The organism is Legionella qingyii, assembly GCF_003990155.1.
Taxonomy (GTDB): domain Bacteria; phylum Pseudomonadota; class Gammaproteobacteria; order Legionellales; family Legionellaceae; genus Legionella; species Legionella qingyii.
In genome coordinates, this window is the sequence record NZ_RZGX01000014.1 from 92,932 (window position 1) to 114,287 (window position 21,356).

Consider the following 21,356-nt stretch of genomic DNA (forward strand, 5'->3'; position numbering starts at 1 on the left):
GCAATGATTTGCTTAATCTCATCTTGTGATTTTTCAATGACCTTTGGTAATTCATTTGCAGGTGACATTTAGTAACCATGCTCCACTTGGGAGCAGTAAGGTTAACTAGCAGTCGTAATAAGGGTGCGACAAGCAACGGAATTAAAAGATACTATAAGCATACAACCTATTAAAAATTAATATTTTCATTTTTCCATCTTATTATTCGCAAGTGTTTTCAAAGAGCATTTTATTGATTTAAATTTGCATTTAATGGATTAATAGAGAACTAAATTTAACGTTAGAGTATCTTTTAATTCCGTTGCTTGTCGCACCCCTAATAAAACCAATAGGTTAATTGAGAAAAATAATCATCCACTCTTGTTTACTGTAAAGCCACTGTAATTGAACTGATCAGTTAGAAAATCTTGTTAGGCGAACCTTGAGTTGGTTCTTGTTCAACATATTCTGAATTTATATGACCTTTATGAGTATCCATTAATTCTTCTTTTTTTTTGAGTTCACCTTCAGGCTTTTTTGCAGGAAAAAATTTAAATTTTTCTTCTGGTGAAGAGAGTGTCGCGATGAGATTATGGGAGGATTCTGACGGTTTTAGATCAGAGGAATGATTTTCAACCTCTTCCATATCTGTAAAATCTGTAGTGATACCTTGTACATGAAGACTCTTATGAATTCCCATTAGTCCTCCATCTTTTGGGCGTTCACTTTTAGGTTTTTCTGCGCGAAGGAGTTTAAATTTTTCTGCTTCAGGAGATGGAGTTATGGAAGTAGCCGAATTGAATCCTGAAGGCGTTGGTTCCGAGAAATGTTTTTTTTCTAGAATTAGCTTATCAAGTTTTTCAATACTGCTATGTTTAGATACATATAGTTTTCTCATCTCGCTAAAAAGTTTTTCTTTTTTAGCAGATGGCACATCTGGCGGATTCATCGGCATCATACCGGGCTCGTAATGGTTAATGCATTTTATAGCAGATATGTCAAAACCATATTTTTTAGCTTCGGTATAGCTGGTAATCCCTTTTGAGGCTCCAGTGGCGCTTATATCCATTCCTTTTTCAGTCATTTTTTCTATCGTCACTGCCACCATAGTTTTGACAGTTTGCCTGTAGTGTTTATCTGCCCCAGGCCTTATTCCGCCAATAGAGGGATAGTCTACCACTAACGGATCAATCTCTTGACTATTTCTATCTATAGGGCCTCTATACTGCTTCAAATTTAAGGTGACGTTGCTTGGAATCAAATCTTGATGTTTTAAAAAATAGGCGTGTAATTGAGTTAAAATATCTTCTCTATCGTCGAAAAAATTAAAATTAATCGGTTCATCAGGATGTTCTAAAGATACTTTATGCATTTGAGCATAAAGGACGGTCAGCTTACTTTCATCATGAACCCAGTTATAAAGAGATTTAAATTTCTTAGGACTGAGTTCTTTGTAATCTTTATTATTTTTAGCCAGATATTTTAATGTCTGATTAAAACAAGTTCCGTCAGGCAGATTGTTATAGATATCACCTAGTAGAAAATTATCAAGAACTCCTCCTAACGCCACAGCAATCTGTTCTAATGCTGGATAACAAGAACCTCTCTCATCTGCTAAAGAGTTAGCAAGATCATCTCGTGGAGCTTGACGATTAGAGCCTATGTAAATAATTTTTTGATTACTTGTGGACTTAATATTATCGAAGAGGATTTTATTGGCGACAATAATATCTTTGACTTTACTTGATAAAAAAAGATAATTGGCTGTACATCCATCAAAATCAAAAGAATACACATCATAAGACACAGCATTTACCTCAAAAAGCGGAACGATAGTTAACAGCTCAAGCAATTATTTCTGCTACAGCATCTAATCATATTATTAAATACATTAAAAGTTGATTTTTGAAATAAATTTGAAACTGTTGATTTTCGATTGCATTGCTTCTTCTGACTGATAGCATAAAAATATTGATTTTTGATTTTCCCCAGTACCAATTCGTTCTATCAATCGCTAGATAAACAGGCTGGGTTTCGGAAAAAATAGATGCTTGCCCTGAATTCAATACTCTATTCCTGCATAGGTTGGTAGGTATATTGCAACTTTTACTCTGTTTGCTTAATCATACCTTAATAAAACAAATGATATTCTCTAGCATACACCGCACCAACTCCAGTCTGGCGCACAGCTCTAATGTTTATTCGCAGGAGAATACCATGCAAAGCAATTTAGAAATTAATACCCGTTATTCTGCTTGGAAAGAAAAATATGTCAAATATCTTGAAGAAAATAATTCAGGACGACATGGCTATCAACATAATTTTTATGCAAACTTACTTATTGAAAATTTTGAGAACATTTTTCCCGATTACTTATCCATTAAAGTAAATGAACAATTTACAGATCTTGTTAATAAATATTCTTTTGAGCTGAGAGTAGCTTATGGTTATGAATGGGACAAGTCAAAAGTAGAAGCCTCAAATCATCCCAAGTTTTTGGAGTTTTTAGATGAGCTTAAAAAAAATGGATTTTTATTTCAACCAGAAATAAAAAAACTGGCTCCTCATCTTGCTCAAGTAAGCAGAACGTCTCGTGATAGTTTTTTTGGAAAACTACCTCAAGACTATCTCGATACTTTGGCAAATTTTCTTGAACCGCAACTTTCTTTTCATGACTCAGCTACGAAAATGAAGGAGGAATTGCACATAGCGCATGCTTTTTATGATACGATTCGCCTTTTTTCATATGAAGAAGATGATATAGCCTTTTCGCAAAGCACCGGTACACACGTCGTCCTAACCACTTATGATTCTTTTAAGAATTGGTTTTCCGAACTTCCCCTGAGAGAAAACATTCCGCTTAATCCTGACTATGGAATGTATAAAGTCAATGAAAACACCCTGGCTATAAATAGTGGGCCAAAAACTCCTGGAATCCAAATTCAAAAAATGGGAGATACTTTTATAGTCTGTAATAACTTAACTGCAGATAATGCAACCAGCAAGATGCCACCTGACGAGTTAAAGTTAGCAAGAAAAAGCCATCTTGTAACGCTATTAACCGCGCTAAAACAGACCTTACAAGCAGAGCCTAAGAAGGTTCAAACAGAAATTAAACAACAAGAACAAGAGTCAGTACCAAAAACCGAAGAAATTTGTTCAATACAATAAACTCTGCTAAAAAAGCCCTCATTTGAGACGCAAAAATTTGTTGTGCATCCTGGCATAAAATCAAATTTTTTGCGTCTATGGCTTCGAAAGTTGCCAGGCAACTGTTACTCTTTTTATAGAAGACTTTGCACAAATATGATTCACTTTAAAAGACCACTTCTTATTGTAAAAAGAAAAATCATCTTATAATCTTTATACATAATTTAGAACTCTTATCTATCTCAAATAATTTATTTGGTAAATTAAAGTTAAACCTTTAACACTCCTCAGCTGAATTAAAATGTGCAGCCCATTTTAGGGCCTCAAACTCAAATTAAGAGATTTCTTACATGATTATGCGCCATTTTGAGTATAACTCATTAAAATTATTCGCTATGCTTAAATCAGTACGAGGAAGGACAGCGGATGTCTTAACAAGGATTATTTGAACGCATCAAGGACGATGCACTACCACAAGGATGTGGTCTGCCTCCTCGGAACACAATTCACCATTGCTATTATAAGTAATCAGAATTTATTGTGCTTTTTATCACATCTCAATCTCAAGCCAACGAAACCACTAGGTAAAACCCTCCATTAATTCAATTTTTTTTGGTATTAATTTGAACCTTGATTAATAGATAAAGCGCGTAGGCTGGGCTTTTCAGCCCGGCCTACGCTTGCTAACTTTGTGGACCTCTTCAGATCAGTGAGTGGCCTTTTTATAATCAAACTCTATACCATTTTCGGGTGTCACAGTACAAAGCTTTATAAGCATGCTCTATATTTAGATAAGGTGCTTAGTTTTTATGGTGCAAATATGTCTATGGTTAAAAGGGAAGGTTATAACGACAAGCCACAAGCTTATATTAATGCTTTAAGAAAAGGAGAGTACTCAGTAGCAGCAGGTTTAGGTCCGTTATTAAATCAAAGATATTTACCATTAAACAAGGACGAGGATAATAAGGATCAGTCTTTAGGTGCTGACGATGTAACTCCTTTAATGGCAAGTCTACTTGCAGAAACGGACATTAATTTTACCGACATAGTAAAAATTCAGCATGGAATTTTATCTACTGACTGGGAAGAACGATATTGTTTGACTCAAGTGATGTCTGGTGCCGCAGTGCTATTAAGCCATGAGGCGTCGCTACAGTTGAAAGAAGAAAATAAAGGCAAACAAGCAAAAGATATTCGCGCAATAGTAACGAACGCAATTCAGCAAGCAATTAAAGGGCCGGAATATACAGAAGGAAATGCAGCCCAACAAGTTGCAAAAACAACGATGATGGAACTGAGTAAAGAAATGCTGGCTTCGATTGATGAAGAAAAAACTCACCAGCGGTTACTTGATTATACAATTAGTAATTTAAAAGAAGATAAGGCCTCACAATTGCGTGAAGCTGGAACACGACTTCTTGCTTTCATCGATAAGATAGACATTCATATAGGAAAAATGAATAAAGAATTCATAAGATTATCTGATGAGATAGATGCTCTAGATAAGATAGAAGGTGGGTACGACCCTGCTCAAAGGAAGCATATGGTTGCGTTAAAGTTAACACGCCTCAGTGAGAAGGCAGAGGCTTTTATCCTTAGACAGGCGGTGGAGGCGCAACTTGTGAGTTTGATTGCTCAACCAGAGCAATTTGAAGAAAACAACATCCTATATTTTTTAAAAGCAAAAGCTACGTATGCGCAAATTTCTGTAAAACAAGCTTTATCAGGGTATCCAGTTGAGGAGCCTTTACAAGAGATAAAGCAACAAATAGAATCCTATTTAGAATTTTTAGAGCAAAACCCTGCTGCAAATCAATTTTATAGAGCTCGCAAACATGCTGCAGAAAATATGCTTATATTGGTTAAAACTGCTGATTTAAGGTCCCCCCAAGACACTCTAAAAAATTTAGAATGTTTTGCCAAAACTATTGAAAATAACCGTCCTGGCTTTGATGGGAAAAACCAGGAATCTCTTCGCAGTCGCCATTGGGCGCTATACCAACTCCGCACTACAACAACGAATCCAATTTCATAGGGCTAAAGACATTTGGCAATCAGCTGCATCACAGATTCTTTGCGCCTAAAACTTACCAACCATTCTTTCTTGCCTTCACAAAAGTTAACTTGACGATGCCGCAAAAATTAATCGCTGCAGCACATCCTGAAAATACCTCTTCCCAAACCATATTAATACAATAAAGAGGTTATAAAATTTGAAATTACAAATATATCCTAATTATTAGATAGATTAATGATTTTTAAAGAACTGTATCCAGGATAGATGGCGTAGCTAAAATTCAATGTCCAAATAATTGATCCATTTATTTGATATGGTTTCTATCGTTATCAGGGCGTTTTGGGGAGCACTCTCTAAACGACAAGAGCAGGAAGTAATGCAGGGCGGTGAAGTCATGAATAAAATGACTTCGTTAGGAATGCCCGCAAGCTATAGAGCTGCCTAAACTCCAGTAAACACTTCAGTTCATGGAGCTCAGCAACAAAGCCCTCGTTAGCCTATCCAATAGTCCAATTTATTTCACCAGGAAGCGAACTCCACCAACTGCCAATCTTTGCAATGTAATCGGCATGGACATTGTTTGAACTAGAGTAGTCTCCAGAAACGGATCCTGCATACATAACACATAAATCTTGTCGAGAAACAATACTAATTGTTTTATTATCACATTCATATTCCAAACGAATACTGGGACCAGCTGTGTAAGTTTGTTGAAGAGTGAAAGCAAGGGCTTTCTCTCCATTTTCAATTATCCCAGGTACTTGCCCAAATATAATCTGGCCATTCGTTAAATTAGTTGAACGTAAAGTACATGTGTGCCCACTCTTGTTAAATACGGAGACATTTAAATTACCACAATTATTTGCATGAGCAGAATATATACTAGTAACCAACGGTATAGCGAGTAAAATTTTATTTTTCATTTATTATATTGGTTAAAATACGAAGGCATGGAGTATACACTCCGGAAATTTTGAGATCAACCTGCTGCTTTAAGAGTCATATAAAGATAGTTTCATCCAAAGAGAAAGGTTCAATAAGATCGGTGTATTCTTCAAATAAGTCTCTAATGGATTGGCTTTCGTTTCGACAAGCTTCCATGCGCACAGGTCGCAAGATGAATTAACGGCATAATTTCAGTGCCTATGCTGTTGACATGGCTGAGCGTACACCAAATGCACGCGCCGCATAATTGCATGTTGCAATACCCCCTTCGGTCAACCGAACCTCTTACTGCAATGAGTTCATTGTCAAGTTCAGGAAAATCACGACATAAAAAAAATCCATATCAATCCGAGTGGCTTTTCTTATTGGATTTCTATCCTTTAGTGCATTCATGATGTGCCCTTTAATACACCCAAACCAAAGGAACCTCAGACCATCGTGTGGTATAAGCAGGTGATTTAAGCTCTGCTCGCATAGCCCAAGGTTTTGAATATCCTTCAGCTGCGAGTCGAATCGTGCTTCGTCTATACTTTTGATTGATTTGCTCAAAAGCACTCATCAATTGCTCCGTATGATCTAAGTGCTCGTCACTTGGTTGATGAAATATGTCCAATTGTCGTGGATTCTTAGGAATTAAATCAAGAAGACATACACCTGCTTTTTTATAGTAATAGCCTGGCTTAAAAATACGCTGCAGACATCGCTTGGCGATTTTGGTAACTAATCGCAAATCGTCCGTAGGATTAATGAACTTAAATTCTATGGATTGAAAGTGTTGTGCTAAATCCTCTCTAAACCGATTGGTATGGACAAAAACCACCTTGCGTTGGCAATTCAATTGTTGGTTACGCATTTTCTCGACGGCTCTTGCGCAATGGCTACTCACCGACTCTGCAATAGAGGAGTATTGGGTTTGCATCTGGCCAAAACTTTTTGATGACATGATACTTTGTTTTGGTTCAGCTTCTTCTAATCCATTACAAGAGATTCCTTGAAGCTCGAGCGCGGTACGCATCAGCACCACATTAAAACTCATTCAAAAGATGGGGATTGGTCGTTGCCAAATCATAAGCCGTATGAATACCTCGGGGCAATTAGTTTATTTTCCCATTGCCGCCCTACTCCCCATATGCCCCCTACTGAAATTTGTTGCAATAACTGGTCACGATTCGAGGTGATATTGAACACTGGAATTTTAAACACCTTCTTGCACAGATGATTCACTATTTTGGCCAGGGTTTTAGTTGGCCCTATTCCAATAGAAGTAGGTATTCCCGTGTCCTTTAGGATCTTTTTCTGTAATTGTTCATAAAAAGAGTCATGACAATCAATCGGTAAGCTACTTAAATCAAGAAATGCTTCATCAATGGAATAAATTTCAACGTGCGGCCAGCTTTCTTCAATGGTACACATCACACAACTACTGCTGTTGCCATAGAGCGTGGAATTAATGAGAATTGTAATGGACTTGTACTGCAATATTTAAAAAAAGTTCCAGTTTTAATTCAATAACAGATCAACATTTAATGACTATTATGAAAAAACTTAATGAAAAACCTCGCGATCCAGAATTTTTGCCCTAACGCAAAATCTTTAATCACTACTTAAATGGTTTAATCTCTACCAATGGGATTGTAACAACAGGTAAATTCAAACGGCTTAGGCTCGGCCTGCCTATTTAAACTTAAATAATAACCTTCATTTTTAATTAATGAATTAATATTAAGTAAATTATCGACTTCATATAAATAATCACGATGTGGGGATTCCCAGTCAGAAATTTGAATTAGTGCTTTTTGTTTCGCTTCAAATTCATTAGCAGCAACAACAAAAATATTTTTATGTAACTCTGTAAATTGCTTTTTATCGTAACCACCCAAGTTTACGAAAAATAATTTATTACCACTATCTTCTGATTGTTTCTGTGAAATTTGAATACTATGTCCATCTGCATACTTTAAAATGCCCCAGGCGTCTATATGTAAACTTTTTGGTATACCCCACCAGCTTTTTCTAAGAGCATCATAGGTATCTTCAATGGAGTTAGCGACTATAAAGCGTAGATCATGAAGTTCGATTAAAGAATTAGGGTGGCAACCACCAATATATACTACAAATAAATTCATTATTTAGTTATCCTAATGAAACAAAGCATTTTGAACCTTGTCTGTAATTATTTCGGCATTAAGAATTGTCTCACTGCTGATGAGGTAATTTAAATACTTTTTTATTAATAATAAAATAATATTTTTTAACAATTATTATCTTCTAATGACATCTCAGGTAACTTTTCTTGTAACAACTTTTTATCTGGGAGTTGAATTTGATACTCAACAATTAATGCTGGGGATAAAGTTCTATTTAAGGAAAACGCTACAACCTTTTCCTTACTTGCGCATAATAATAATCCTTTGGATGGATTTTCATAAGCTTTTTTTACCGTCCGATCCAAACCCTCCAGGTAAAATAAGATTTTTCCAAGACCGCCCAAGTTTTAATTCTACTGCAATAAGGCAATTTAGCCCTCTATGAAAAAATAATAAGCTAAAGATCGGTTATCTTATGTAAAAGATAATGCAATGATAGCATTTTATTTTAAATTGGAACTTATGATGGTCACGTTAGTTGCCAAATTGCAAGAAAATGAATGGCTTTCATCTGAGGAATCAATTGATTTGATGAAAAGAACGGAAAGCTTAATTGAAAATCCTACAGAATATAAGACATTTCTTACTGCAGCGAAAAATTATCGTATGGTTTCTGGCGGAAAATGATCAGCATATATGATGCTGATTGCTGGTTGGGCTGCCAAGATTATGACAATATATCATATGGGTGTTTCTGGCTATTAAATTATGAACCGTATTAACGAGAATGCAAATCACGACCCAACCGGTCGAGCGTCCAGGCCACCAGAGTATCATTCTTGCTCAATGCTTTTAAAAAAGTTAGCCCGTTCTGGGCAATCATCTTTTTTACCAGAAGCAAAATCTTCATAAATTTGAGTTCGATGATGAATGACAACATAACCCAAATTCTTAATACTCCAGAACAAGTAACCAACATCATCGTTTTATGGCTTCATTTCGGATAGGCAAACCTCCAAACTTCTCCAGTATAAATTCTTTCGACAATTTCTGTCGGGCCAAAGGCCCGACCTTGGGATATTCCTATTGATTTTTATAATAATTAATAAGAAAGCAAGCTTGAGCTTTCATCTATCGTATTCTGATGCTTTAACACCTCCGCACCATGATTCGCCTCCTGAGACTTCTCATATTGCTTATGTTTTATGTAGTGAATTCTGCGTGCCAAGGAGCCTGTGTGATTGAAATCTTTTTGCTCTTCTATCTGTCGAAAGTTATCCAATAAATCATTGATGTTGGTACTTTTTTTCACTATTTCATTTACCTTGTCTACATGATGCCGATTCCAGTGAAAAGTAAAAAAAAGTGAAAACCCAGGGCTGCAACTGGTATTTTTGGTGTAATCATTTAAAAGATTTTGTGCATTCTCAAATAAATCATCTGAGCAGAACAGATCATCATAACTCGCTGGGAAGTACTCTCTTTTTCTGTATTCATCCAGATCTAATGTTCTTTTTGGTATATTAATGGAAACATTCATATCGTTAGGGACCGTAAGCGTTTTTACTGAAACAGGTAATCTAATAATCAAATCGCGTAACACCTTATCATCAATAACGAGGTTATTTTGTGGGTTTCCTTCTAAAAGAGAAATTTCTGTTAAATGCTTTGGAAAATTGCTAAAAAATCGAATCAGTTCTTCATGAGTGCAATTTGCAATGACATCAAGATTAATCTTAAAATGAGTCACATGTTTTGGAATAGCCTTTATTACGTCTTCTGGATTGTTCCATTTATGTTTGACATCAAAATGAACCTGAGTAATAAATTCAGGGAGTTCTTTTAAATACTTGATGCAATCCGCTTTGGACTGGTCAGCAGAAGAGTTAAACACAGAAGATAAAAACATAATCGATGAAAATCTAGAGGGAAACTGAGCTAATTTTTTTGCCATGTCCGAGCTTGTTATAATGATATCCGGATTTTCGTTCTGAAATCTATTAACCAAGGCAAATGCTTCTGCCAAAAGCTCTTCTGTTATTAACATTTTGTCTTCTATAAGAAAATTAACCCAACCTCTACCCAATCCATCAGGTTTTATAATTAGATTTTTTTCTTTTATTTCAGTAGTAATATTAGGTACTTTAACTTTAAATAATATGACGCCCATGTTAACTCCAATTGCTCAGATGTAGTTAAAAGGAGGCAAGTGAGAAATTCGTTGAAAAGTTCTTTACACGAGTTGCTTCGCCGAATTAAAGTCTCAAGAAAAAGTAATTTACTTTTTCATATTCTTTGCCGCAGCGACAAACCCGTTTAATGATTAAAACTAAGTGATGCACTAGTTCTCTAGCTGTCCATAACGAGAAGATAGGTCGTTTAGACCATTATACTATCAAATATATTAAATAAATATTAAGTTCATTAATGATAAATTGATAATTTTGCCTAATTTGGCTTGGGCTAATCCCTAAATGAGTATCCATTTTGAAGGAGTATAATCATCTAACAGTTCTTTGACTTGCTTCCATAATTCATCACGGATTTGCCCTCACTTTGTTCGTGTCGCTCGCCTATGTCTAAATACTCGTTTGACAGAGTCAAACAGGACTTGCCGAAAGTTCAGGGGGGAGGGATCACATGAACCTTTAAGGTGAATTTTTTCCTCGATTTTAAAATAGGGACAATCAGGTTTCACTCATGCGAGCTTGACGCTCGATAGGAGATGAAACCTATGAATTAAACAACGTAATGTACTAAAGAGATTTTGGTGAACGTAATAGCTCTAACATCGACTTCGCAGCTAATTGTTCTGCTTTTCTACGGTTAGATCCTTGGCCAAAAGTTTGTTGTTTTGCTCCAATTACCATACATGTTATATAGAATATCTGATTGTGCTCATCCCCTTCCACCTTAGTCAAAGTATACTCTGGAAGAGCCATTTTTTCAGCTTGTAAATATTCTTGTAATTGAGTTTTAGCATCTTTTAGGCAATCATTTAAATTAGAATCTGCAAGTCTGGATCGATATAACTTTAAAATAACTTCTTTCGCTGTCTCGATCCCCCCATCAAGAAAAATTGCTGCAAAAACAGCTTCCATAGCATCAGCAAGAATAGAGGCACGACGAAAACCTCCGCTTTTCAACTCACCTTGTCCTAAAAACAGGAAATCCCCCAGATCAATTTCTTTAGCCAATTCAACCAACATCTCGCCCCGAACTAAAAATGAACGTAAACGACTTAATTGGCCTTCGCTTTGTAAGGGAAAACGATGAAACAATTCATTAGCAATTACAAAACTCAAAATTGAATCTCCAAGAAACTCGAAACGCTCATAGTTTTCACTACCAACACTACAATGCGTTAAAGCTTGCTTGAGATAGGCAATATTATTGAATTTATAATTTAATCGCCTGCATAGTCTTTCTAAATCAACTTTCACTGCCTGCTACAACCTCTTCTGTATGATCAAAATCAAATAATAAGCTTATATTATATACTAAGGGCTTAATAACTTGATATTTCACTTTCACTCTAAATTTATTGGAACCTATAGGTTCAATCATTAACTGATTTTCCTTTAAACTTTCCACCCCATTAATATCTAAGCGTTTATCCATGGTGCTCTTTAGAAGATTAACATCTGCCACGGGATCACCACTTAATGTGGATAAAGGCACTGAATTTAATCCTTTTACCGATTTAATAATGGAGTAATACTGCAAATAAACTGGAATAACACGCATTACAACGATTGCAGCCATAACAATCACAACGACTGTAAATATCATCCCTATAAAAGTCATTCCCTTTTGTTTATGCATTTGCTATTCCTTTTCTGCTTTAACTTAAAGTACGTTTTTTGATCAGAGAATCATAAACGATATTGCATCCTTATGGGATTAATTTTCCTATTCTAGACCAACGAACGTTATCCTTTTTGCCATTCCAACTCATCCAAACTAAAAATGCTCTGCCTCGCAAATAGGATTCGGGTACGAATCCCCAGAACCGGCTGTCCGCGCTGTCATCACGATTATCACCCATCATGAAATAATTCCCCTCAGGCACCACAATATCAAAATCTACAGCTGGAACATCAGTTCGTACAAAAATATTATGTACTGTACCATTTAAATCTTCTTGATATTTAGCTACTGCTTTTCCCGAACTTTCATCAATAGTGTACTCAACAAAAGTCTGTTTTGCTTTCCTTCCATTAATTGTTAACACCTTATTGTGATAACTAATTTTATCACCTGGTACTCCTATTACCCTTTTGATGTAATCATAGGAAGGATCTGGCGGCCAGCGAAATACTGCAACCTGTCCTGTTTTAGGGTCAGAAATCGAAACAACTTTTTTTTCCCAAACAGGAAGTCTTAATCCATAAATAAACTTATTTACAGCAACAAAATCACCAACAAGCAATGTTGGCTCCAATGAACCAGAAGGAATACGGAACGGTTCAATTAGAAACGAGCGTAAAATTAATACAATGAAAAATACTGGAAAAAAAGATCGTGAATATTCAATAATACGATTTGGTTTTTGATCCTCAGCGCGTTTTCTTGCCCAAAAAAGAACATCTAATAAATAAATAAAACCACTGATGAACGATAGTACAACCAATATTAAAGCAAAATTCATAAATTTATATCCTAATCAAACTTAGTTTCGAATAATACATCCAACGTATCATTAATGCCTTGTACTATTTCTTTTTATCAGTTTGGAAAACAGCCATGAATGCTTCTTGCGGTATTTCCACATGCCCTACTTGCTTCATGCGTTTTTTACCTGCTTTTTGTTTTTCCAATAATTTTCGTTTTCGAGTCACATCACCACCATAACATTTTGCAGTAACGTTCTTACGTAATGCTTTTACTGTTTGTCTGGCAATAATATGACTACCTAAAGCAGCTTGAATTGCAACATCAAACATTTGTCGTGGAATTAAATCACGCATTTTTTCAGCGATTAATTTTCCACGAGTTTGAGCTGAAGACCGATGAACGATAACTGAAAGCGCATCCACACGTTCACTATTAATTAAAATGTCCATTTTAACTAAGTCAGCTTCTTGGAAGCGTAAAAAATTATAATCAAGTGATGCATAACCACGGCTTACTGACTTTAATCGATCAAAAAAGTCAGAAACCACTTCACTCATAGGAATATCATAAGTTACAGAAACTTGGCGACCACTGTAAGTCATATTGACCTGGATACCCCGTCGCTCAACACACAAATTAATGATTGAACCGAGGAAGTCTTGAGGCACAAGTATATTTGCCCTCACAATAGGCTCATACATTTCTTTAATTTGAGGAAGAGGCGGCAAAAGAGATGGATTATCAATCAGCATCGTCTCGTCTTTTTGTGTTAAAATTTGATATACAACTGTAGGCGCAGTAGATATTAAATCGAGATTGTACTCTCGTTCCAGGCGCTCTTGGACGATTTCCATATGAAGCATACCTAAGAATCCGCATCGGAAACCAAAACCCAACGCTTCAGAAGACTCAGGTTCATAAAATAATGAAGCATCATTTAAGCTTAATTTAGCAAGGGCTTCACGGAATGCCTCAAAATCATCAGAACTGATAGGAAATAAACCAGCATAAACTTGAGGTTTTACACGTTGGAACCCAGGAAGTGGTTTCTCGGCTGGATTTTTTTCCAAAGTAAGCGTATCCCCTACTGGGGCACCTTGAATTTCTTTAATTCCTGCTACCAAATAACCTACCTCACCGGCATTTAGTACATCCAGTTTTGTACGTTTAGGGGTAAATATACCAACTTGGTCGACTTCATAAGAGCGTCCTGTGGACATAACTCTCATCTTATCCCCTTTACGTATTGAACCATTGACAATGCGTACTAATGAAACAACACCGAGATAGCTATCAAACCAAGAATCAATAATCAAAGCTTGTAACGGTTGGTTAATATCCCCTTCTGGTGGAGGAATACGAGTCACTAACGCTTCAAGTACATCTTCCACTCCAAAGCCACTTTTAGCACTGACCCGTATTGCATCATGAGCATCAACACCAATAATGTCTTCAATTTCTGAAATAACACGCTCGGGTTCGGCTTGTGGTAAATCAATTTTGTTAAGTACTGGCAAAACAGATAATGATTGGTCAATGGCTGTGTAACAAACAGCAACTGTTTGTGCTTCTACGCCTTGTGCTGCATCAACAACAAGAATTGCCCCTTCACATGCAGCCAGTGAGCGCGATACCTCGTAGCTGAAATCGACATGTCCTGGTGTATCGATGAAATTCAAGAGATAGGTTTTACCGTCCTTTGCAGTGTAATTTAAAGAAACACACTGTGCTTTAATCGTGATGCCTCGCTCTCGTTCTATATCCATAGAGTCTAGCACTTGAGCACTCATTTCACGTTCAGTTAAACCACCACAAATTTGGATAAATCGATCCGCCAAGGTAGATTTACCATGGTCAATATGGGCAATAATTGAAAAATTACGAATTCGCTTTAAATCACTCAACTGAAGTACCTATTTTGCAAATAGCGCATTCTAGCTTAAATACGCGCGACCTTAAAGTATTTGCTAATATAGTGCAATTTTAATAAGATTTATCATTTGATTTTTATTAGGATGCGCTATGCGACGAATACCAGGTTTGGGGCTTATTGCAATAATGTTGCTACTTTTTTCATTCTCAACTTATTCAGATACCGCATTTACGAAAAGAAAAGATGTGCAGCTTTTTATCAAAAGTATGGTCAAAGAGTACCACTTTAATGCCAAAGAACTTACAGCAATAATGAATCAAGTAGTTATTCAGCCTGGTATTATTGAATCAATGGAAAAACCCTATGAAAAGAAAAATTGGGATGTTTACAGAGATTTATTTCTCACTCCTGCACGTTTAAAAGGTGGATTGGATTATTGGGTTGCTAACAGAGAAGCCTTAGACAGGGCACAGAAAAAATATGGTGTTCCACCAGAGATTATTATTGCAATTTTAGGCGTAGAAACGTTATACGGAGAACGACAAGGAGATCATCGAGTTCTTGATGCATTGGCAACATTGGCATTTAACTATCCAAAACGCTCACCCTACTTCACTAAAGAGCTAAAAGAGTATCTACTACTTTGTCGTGAACATGGTGTTCCTGCAACTCAATACAAAGGCTCTTACGCTGGCGCTATAGGTCAACCACAATTTATGCCCAGCAGTTACCGTAATTTTGCTGTTGATTTTAATAATACCGGTAAACGCGACCTGGTCACTAATAATGCTGATTCTATAGGAAGTATCGCGAATTACTTCTACCAGCATGGCTGGAAACCCAATGATGGAGTTGCTCAAAATGCCAAATTGGTAGGTACGTTACATAAACGTATTCAAATGAATCCTAAAAGACCTAATTATTACTATACTCAGCTCATTGCGCATGGCGTTAAGCCAATAACCGCCTCACATAATCATCCTTCACGCGCCGCTTTGATTGAACTAGTGACTGGTAAAGGAAATGAATATTGGATAGCTTATCCTAATTTCTTTGTTATAACCCGATACAACTCAAGTCCTCAATATGCACTTGTAGTTTATCTATTGGCGCAACAACTGAAACAACAGTGGACTGCAATGAATGCAAAAAAACTTAGAGCATATGCTTAGGAATGGATATTCTTTTTCTCTTTACAAAACATCTTGATGAAGCAGGATGCTTTTGCCTTAAATTAAATGAAGGTGGGACATTAATTGTTCCACCTGCTCAACGCAGTTTTGCAGAAATTAAATCATTGCAAACTGAGTGTAAAACTTTAGTAATTGAAACGTGTGAGCATGTTAGTCTTCTTAATCTGGAGTTTTCATGGCTTCCTGAAAGAAAAGCGCGAATTGCAATTCCTTATGCTTTGGAAGAAAAGTTAGCTCAACCCGTAGATGAGCTTCATTTCGCTTTTGATAAAGCACGATATCAAAACAATCAATATCTAGTTACTGTAATAAGCAAACAGCGAATTCGATATCTAATGCAATTATTCAATGACCAAAACATTGAATTTTTTGCTATTACTGTAGATTGGTTTGCCCTGGAACCACAAGAGCTATGTATCTGTGAAACAACTTTGCTCATCAATACTGAGGATTTCCAAGGTGCTCTTTCAGGGGAACTAGCTGATATCTATCTAAAAAATCACCCACAATACCATCCATTACTTTTTACAGACAGCGCAATTCAAATTGATGCTTCATCTCCTAAAAATCAGGAAACATCATATACTTGGATTGCTCAAAGAATGTTAAAAGCAAAGATAATGAATCTCTGCCAAGGAGAAATGCAGCATGGAAATAAAAGTGATTTGATTAAAAAGGGATATCAACTAGTCGGTCTCCTTTTTTGTCTCTGGTTAATCTCCTTACTCGTAGTAAATGGGATGAAATTGCATTTCTTAAATAAGCAGACCGAGAAAATAGATGAACAAATCGCCGTTATCTATCATGAGTTTTTCCCTGATGCCAAACAAGTTATCAGTCCTAAGTTTCGCATTGCGCAACTTTTAAAAAGTAATAATACAGAAGAGCAAAATCGTTTTTGGTTTTTACTCAATCAATTGGCTAAAGTAATTAAGAACGATCGTAATACTGTAGAACAGTTGCGATATCAAAACAAAACGTTATCTGTAACGATAATAAGCATGGATTTCGCCAGTTTAGAAGAGCTCGAGAACGAATTAAAAAAGCTGCAACTCAAAGTAAAACAAACTCAAGCATCAACTCGCGAACAACAAGTCGCAGCCACTTTGGAGTTAATGTGAAAGCTTATTTAAGTAGTCTTAATGAGAGAGAAAAATGGATGCTGATTGGAGGAACACTGTGCCTTTTGCTCTATGTTTATTATTTATTTTTATATAGTCCATTGAGCCAAAAGGTAACTCAAAAATCAACTCAGCTCGTAGAAAAAACTACTACATTGACGTGGATGCAGAACATAAGACAACAAAGTCATATAAAGCAAACAAAGAAACAATCAGTAGATAACAGCCAACTCCTAACCACGCTCGCGACAAAACTAAAAAATGATCCGACCCTGAAATTTCCTTATCAATTACAACAAACTGGACTGGGCGATATTCAACTTACATTTGACGCCGTAGCTTTTGACTTATTTATTGCATGGCTGGAAAAATTAAATCAACATTATGCAATTACCGTGAAGCAGTTTGAAGCAGACCGCTCAAAAACACCTGGCGTAACTCGTTTAATGATCCTAATCAGTTCAGATTCTAAAGCAACATAGCCCCAATTAGCCCTAATCAAATATTTTACAAAAATAAGGAAATTTTATGTCAAATTCATCGGTTAAAATTGTGCGCTTTCATGAAACTGGAGGCCCGGAAGTATTAAAACTTGAAGAGTCGTCACTACCAGAACCAGGAAAAGGTGAAGTTCGCTTGCGTGTTCATGCAATTGGTCTAAATCGCGCTGAGATTATGTTTCGTACTGGAGCCTATCTGATAGAACCACATTTTCCATCAAAAATTGGCTATGAAGCTTCTGGGATAGTTGAAGCAGTCGGCCCGGATGTAGATAAAAAAATGATCGGCAAGACATACAGCACAGTGCCTTGCTTTGATCTCGGTAAGTATGGTGTATATGGAGAAGTTGCTATAGTTCCTGCATACGCACTCGCAGCATACCCAGAGAAACTTTCTTATGAGGAAGGAACTTCTATTTGGATGCAATACCTAACCGCCTATGGTGCCCTAATTCATTATGGAAATCTTACTAAAAATGACTTTGTTTTAATTACTGCTGCCAGTAGCAGTGTAGGACTTGCTGCTATTCAAATAGCACGTGCTCAAGGAGCTATTAGCATCGTCACAACGCGAACTGCTAAGAAAAAAGCAGAATTACTCGCCTTAGGAGCAGATCATGTGATTGTAACAAACGATGAAAACCTCCCTACCCGTGTCAATGAAATAACTCATGGCAAAGGTGTAACAATTGTATTCGATCCAATTGCAGGAAAAGGTGTCGAAATGCTTGCAGAAACACTGAGCCAAGGTGGAATACTTTTTATTTATGGAAATTTATCGTTGGAGTCAATCACTCCATTCCCTCTTTTTACCGCTTTAAGTAAAGGAATTTCCGTACGCGGTTATACGCTTTTTGAAATTGTAGCTCAAGCAGAGGTACGCGCAAAAGCTGAAAAATATGTTTTTGATCACTTGCAAGATGGTTCATTTCAACCCCAAATTGCTCGAACTTTCTCCTTAGGACATATAGTAGATGCCCATAAATACATGGAGTCCAATGAGCAAGTCGGCAAGATTATCGTGACTCCTTAATCAACATAATAACTCATCCCCGAATTAAGATATCGCTTAATTCGGGGTAAATTATTTAGGGTCTATTGTTGCACATTACTCCAGTTAATCACTGAAGCACTGCTTTTGATTTCGGGTGGTAATGAATTTAATGCCTTTTGTGCTTCTTCTGCAGTGCCATATGTTCCGTATACTCCCTTATAACGTGTTTTGCCATCACGCTCATATTTGATTTGAGCCATCCGATCTTTTTTAGGTGCTTTGTAAAGAACTTGTGCCACTTGAGATGCCTTATCACCTTCTGTCAACTCAATAGTGTAACCTTGTGGATTTTGACTATTTACCCAAGTCTGATCTCTATCCTTAAAAGAAACGGGAGAATGTAATTCACCAACATGGTACGAATCAGGAACATTAACTTCCTGTTTTTGTTGATATCTATAGTCATAATTAACCATACGGTTACTATTCATAGAATATGGTTCTGTAATATCAGTGTATGAGTAAGCGGGATATGTGAGGTATTCACTGTCCTTAGTACAAGAAGACATAATGAAAGCACAAATTACCATGAGTGCTAAGTTTATTTTCTTATCCATTGTCATTCCCCTATTTATAGTTCTTATTATTCACTTCTTGACTACTATATCTACATAATAAGAAAAAACTTTAGAAAATTGAGTTGTGAAAGGACAAATTTTGTCTTACAGTAATTATTTTTTTATTCCTACGGCAAAAACTTATGTGGACACATCGACGTTCGGGACAAACAAATCAAAGAGGAAACCTGGATCATCGGGATCCTTATGAACGAGATCGAACTCGAGTAATTCACTGCCCAGCGTTCAGACGACTACAAAGAAAAACACAAATTTTAGGAACTGATGAAGGTGATTTTCATCGAACTCGCCTGACTCATTCTCTGGAGGTCGATTCAATAGGACGCAGCATTGTACACAATCTCTTGATGAACCAAGAAAAGCACATTGCGCTAGCAGGTTTATTACCTAATGATGATCTGATCTCTGTTATTTGTTTACTTCACGATATTGGTCATCCACCTTTTGGTCATGGTGGTGAAGTAGCGCTAAATTATATGATGCGTGATTATGGAGGATTTGAAGCAAATGGCCAAACGCTACGATTACTAACCAAAGTAGAGAGCAGTTATGGCGTCTATGGTCTTGATTTAACCCGACGTGCGCTGCTTGGTATTTTAAAATATCCAGTGAAACGCTCTACTGTTGTTGCCCCTAAACAAGCACCCGTTCATGAATCCATCCATAAAACCATCAAAATTAATGATTGGTTACCGCCCAAAGCTTATTTTGATTGCGAACAACCCGAAATCGATTGGTTGTTATCTCCTTTTTCCAATAGTGATAAAGAATTATTTCAATCCCTATCACAAATTCCTCGTGGTACAAAAACAGGAAAATCTGCTTATCATAGTTTTGACTGTTCGATTATGGATATTGCAGATGATATTGCTTATGGGGTTCATGATCTTGAAGATGCGATTCATTTACGTTTAATAAATCCCTCTCATCTGGATACACCCGAATTTCGACAGTTATTAAATAATACATCGTTAACCGATCGTCAAAATTTATTAATCGACTCACTATTTTCTTCAGATCTTTACTCAAGAAAACAAACTATTGGAGAAATGGTTAATTATTTTATTACTTCAACCCAAATCATAATAACCAATGAACAATTCGAAAATAATTTACTTAAATACAATCTAGCACTCACTCCCGAAGCTAATGCACTTCTGAATTATTTAAAACAATGCATCTATACTAATGTCATTGATTCTCAAGAGGCTCGAACTTTTGAGTATGGGGGTCAAACAGTTGTTCTGAGGCTCTTCGATGCCATCAGTTCAAACCCCGGTAGTTTATTAGATAATAAAAACCGAGTCTTGTTTAAACAAGCGGAGGATGAAACGACTGCTTATCGAATCGTATGCGATTACTTAGCCAATATGACAGATGAGTATGCATACAGAATGCACGAGCGATTATTTGGGTTTAATACAAGAACAATTTTTGAGCGACTTTAAGAATTACTATTAAAAATGAATAGATATCAGGCTCTGTTGACAATTGCTTCATTAGCCTACGTTCGCACTTTATGCAAATCCAGTAAAGGCTGCACTTTAGTTTGTCTCTGTATAGATCCCGCACATAAAGCGGGGAAGTAGGCGGAATGAAATGAAATGTCAAAGACTCTAGTAATTCCTGTCATCAGATGAACAGCTTTTATCCAGGTTATGGATAATGGTTGATAAATACCTGCGTTAATCTTTAATACAAAATATAGATCCGATTTAGAGAGCACCAAATTAGACCCGAAAGAGCGCTCGAAAAGATCTAAAAAGTAATACCAAGCACTTTAAAATTTTAAAGTATAGGTATGTTCTTTAACGATACGCTTGGATACAGTTTCATCATCGGTAGTAATATGCGGTACTGTAATACTTATGCTGGAATTATCATAACATCCACCGTAATTTATATTAATGGTACCTGTATTGATTTTTGGTGTTTTAACACAGGAAGCATTTTTTTTATTAAAAAATGCCGTCAAATTTTAATTTCATTTTTATTACCTCGTGACATCATAAATCTTCGCAGAAGAACCATGCTTCATATCGATTAATAAAATATTAAAATGAAAATATTTTATACTTTTTGGGAGGCTCTAATTATAAGATTAGATAAAAGGATAAATGATTGGCTCTACCCCAAAAAAGGGGGCATTTTAATCAAGTTAGTCTAGACTAACCCATTGATTTGACGGTCAAAAGGAAGATTAAAATGCCCAAGAAAGATTGTATCCTAAATTTACCGGGAT

The 21,356-nt window shown here is 36.3% G+C and carries 19 protein-coding genes and 2 pseudogenes; 8 read left to right on the top strand and 13 right to left on the bottom strand.

The window, feature by feature from the left end; all coding sequences use genetic code 11:
- Positions 1–397 precede the first annotated feature (397 nt).
- The gene (locus tag ELY20_RS11440) at positions 398–1,831 is read right to left on the bottom strand and encodes a hypothetical protein (protein ID WP_110142666.1); all 1,434 of its coding nucleotides are present in this window, start codon (positions 1,829–1,831) and stop codon (positions 398–400) included.
- A gap of 365 nt (positions 1,832–2,196) precedes the next feature.
- Between ELY20_RS11440 and ELY20_RS11450 the strand changes: the two genes are divergently transcribed.
- Both ELY20_RS11450 and ELY20_RS11455 read left to right on the top strand, forming a co-directional pair.
- Positions 2,197–3,150: a hypothetical protein gene (locus tag ELY20_RS11450; RefSeq protein ID WP_110142664.1), complete on the top strand. Its 954-nt coding sequence runs from the start codon at positions 2,197–2,199 to the stop codon at positions 3,148–3,150.
- Between the two features lie 799 nt (positions 3,151–3,949).
- On the top strand, positions 3,950–5,164 hold the full coding sequence (locus tag ELY20_RS11455) for a hypothetical protein (protein WP_110142663.1): 1,215 nt from the start codon (positions 3,950–3,952) through the stop codon (positions 5,162–5,164).
- Between the two features lie 479 nt (positions 5,165–5,643).
- On the opposite strand, the gene ELY20_RS11460 is transcribed toward ELY20_RS11455, so the two are convergent.
- The 5 genes and pseudogenes from ELY20_RS11460 to ELY20_RS17190 form a co-directional block, all read right to left on the bottom strand.
- A complete protein-coding gene (locus ELY20_RS11460) occupies positions 5,644–6,069 on the bottom strand; it encodes a hypothetical protein (protein WP_110142662.1) in 426 nt (141 codons plus the stop codon).
- A gap of 91 nt (positions 6,070–6,160) precedes the next feature.
- Positions 6,161–6,484 (bottom strand): annotated as a pseudogene (locus tag ELY20_RS16915) (Y-family DNA polymerase); the annotation flags it as partial.
- 10 nt (positions 6,485–6,494) lie between these two features.
- Positions 6,495–7,540, bottom strand: a pseudogene (locus ELY20_RS11470) (Y-family DNA polymerase); the annotation flags it as partial.
- Between the two features lie 164 nt (positions 7,541–7,704).
- The gene (locus tag ELY20_RS11475) at positions 7,705–8,217 is read right to left on the bottom strand and encodes a DUF1543 domain-containing protein (protein ID WP_110142661.1); all 513 of its coding nucleotides are present in this window, start codon (positions 8,215–8,217) and stop codon (positions 7,705–7,707) included.
- 125 nt (positions 8,218–8,342) lie between these two features.
- Positions 8,343–8,582 carry a PDDEXK nuclease domain-containing protein gene (locus tag ELY20_RS17190; protein WP_407656331.1) on the bottom strand — a complete coding sequence of 80 codons (240 nt, stop codon included), beginning with the start codon at positions 8,580–8,582 and terminating at the stop codon, positions 8,343–8,345.
- 88 nt (positions 8,583–8,670) lie between these two features.
- Between ELY20_RS17190 and ELY20_RS16735 the strand changes: the two genes are divergently transcribed.
- Positions 8,671–8,865, top strand: a complete 195-nt coding sequence (locus ELY20_RS16735; protein WP_110142660.1) for a hypothetical protein — start codon at positions 8,671–8,673, stop codon at positions 8,863–8,865.
- Between the two features lie 415 nt (positions 8,866–9,280).
- On the opposite strand, the gene ELY20_RS11490 is transcribed toward ELY20_RS16735, so the two are convergent.
- The 5 genes from ELY20_RS11490 to lepA form a co-directional block, all read right to left on the bottom strand.
- Entirely contained in the window at positions 9,281–10,348 is a 1,068-nt protein-coding gene (locus tag ELY20_RS11490) for a DUF5617 domain-containing protein (protein WP_110142659.1), read from the bottom strand.
- Positions 10,349–10,934: 586 nt separating this feature from the next.
- Complete coding sequence (gene rnc / locus ELY20_RS11500; protein WP_110144241.1) at positions 10,935–11,621, bottom strand: ribonuclease III; 687 nt, start codon at positions 11,619–11,621, stop codon at positions 10,935–10,937.
- Entirely contained in the window at positions 11,611–12,003 is a 393-nt protein-coding gene (locus tag ELY20_RS11505; RefSeq protein WP_110144242.1) for a DUF4845 domain-containing protein, read from the bottom strand. Before ELY20_RS11505 ends, rnc begins: the two co-directional genes overlap by 11 nt.
- Before the next feature lie 70 nt (positions 12,004–12,073).
- Complete coding sequence (gene lepB, locus ELY20_RS11510; RefSeq protein ID WP_110144243.1) at positions 12,074–12,829, bottom strand: signal peptidase I; 756 nt, start codon at positions 12,827–12,829, stop codon at positions 12,074–12,076.
- Between the two features lie 64 nt (positions 12,830–12,893).
- Positions 12,894–14,699, bottom strand: coding sequence for a translation elongation factor 4 (lepA, locus tag ELY20_RS11515; protein WP_110144244.1), 1,806 nt, complete (start codon positions 14,697–14,699; stop codon positions 12,894–12,896).
- Between the two features lie 118 nt (positions 14,700–14,817).
- Here lepA and mltB point away from each other — a divergent pair, with 118 nt between their 5' ends.
- From mltB to ELY20_RS11535, 4 genes are read left to right on the top strand one after another with little or no spacing between them, the layout of a single operon-like run.
- Positions 14,818–15,840, top strand: a complete 1,023-nt coding sequence (mltB, locus tag ELY20_RS11520) for a lytic murein transglycosylase B (protein WP_110144245.1) — start codon at positions 14,818–14,820, stop codon at positions 15,838–15,840.
- A gap of 2 nt (positions 15,841–15,842) precedes the next feature.
- Positions 15,843–16,982 (top strand): type II secretion system protein GspL, encoded by a 1,140-nt coding sequence (gspL, locus tag ELY20_RS11525; protein WP_110144246.1) that lies wholly within the window; start codon positions 15,843–15,845, stop codon positions 16,980–16,982.
- Complete coding sequence (gene lspM / locus ELY20_RS11530) at positions 16,979–17,464, top strand: GspM family type II secretion system protein LspM (RefSeq protein WP_110144247.1); 486 nt, start codon at positions 16,979–16,981, stop codon at positions 17,462–17,464. Before gspL ends, lspM begins: the two co-directional genes overlap by 4 nt.
- A gap of 46 nt (positions 17,465–17,510) precedes the next feature.
- Positions 17,511–18,515, top strand: a complete 1,005-nt coding sequence (locus tag ELY20_RS11535; protein ID WP_110144248.1) for a zinc-dependent alcohol dehydrogenase family protein — start codon at positions 17,511–17,513, stop codon at positions 18,513–18,515.
- A 62-nt stretch (positions 18,516–18,577) separates the two neighbouring features.
- Here the strand turns inward: ELY20_RS11535 and ELY20_RS11540 are convergent, their stop codons facing one another.
- Entirely contained in the window at positions 18,578–19,093 is a 516-nt protein-coding gene (locus ELY20_RS11540) for an SPOR domain-containing protein (protein WP_110144249.1), read from the bottom strand.
- A 143-nt stretch (positions 19,094–19,236) separates the two neighbouring features.
- Between ELY20_RS11540 and ELY20_RS11545 the strand changes: the two genes are divergently transcribed.
- Complete coding sequence (locus ELY20_RS11545) at positions 19,237–20,562, top strand: anti-phage deoxyguanosine triphosphatase (RefSeq protein WP_110144250.1); 1,326 nt, start codon at positions 19,237–19,239, stop codon at positions 20,560–20,562.
- A gap of 332 nt (positions 20,563–20,894) precedes the next feature.
- On the opposite strand, the gene ELY20_RS11550 is transcribed toward ELY20_RS11545, so the two are convergent.
- The gene (locus tag ELY20_RS11550; protein WP_110144251.1) at positions 20,895–21,089 is read right to left on the bottom strand and encodes a hypothetical protein; all 195 of its coding nucleotides are present in this window, start codon (positions 21,087–21,089) and stop codon (positions 20,895–20,897) included.
- Positions 21,090–21,356 lie beyond the last annotated feature (267 nt).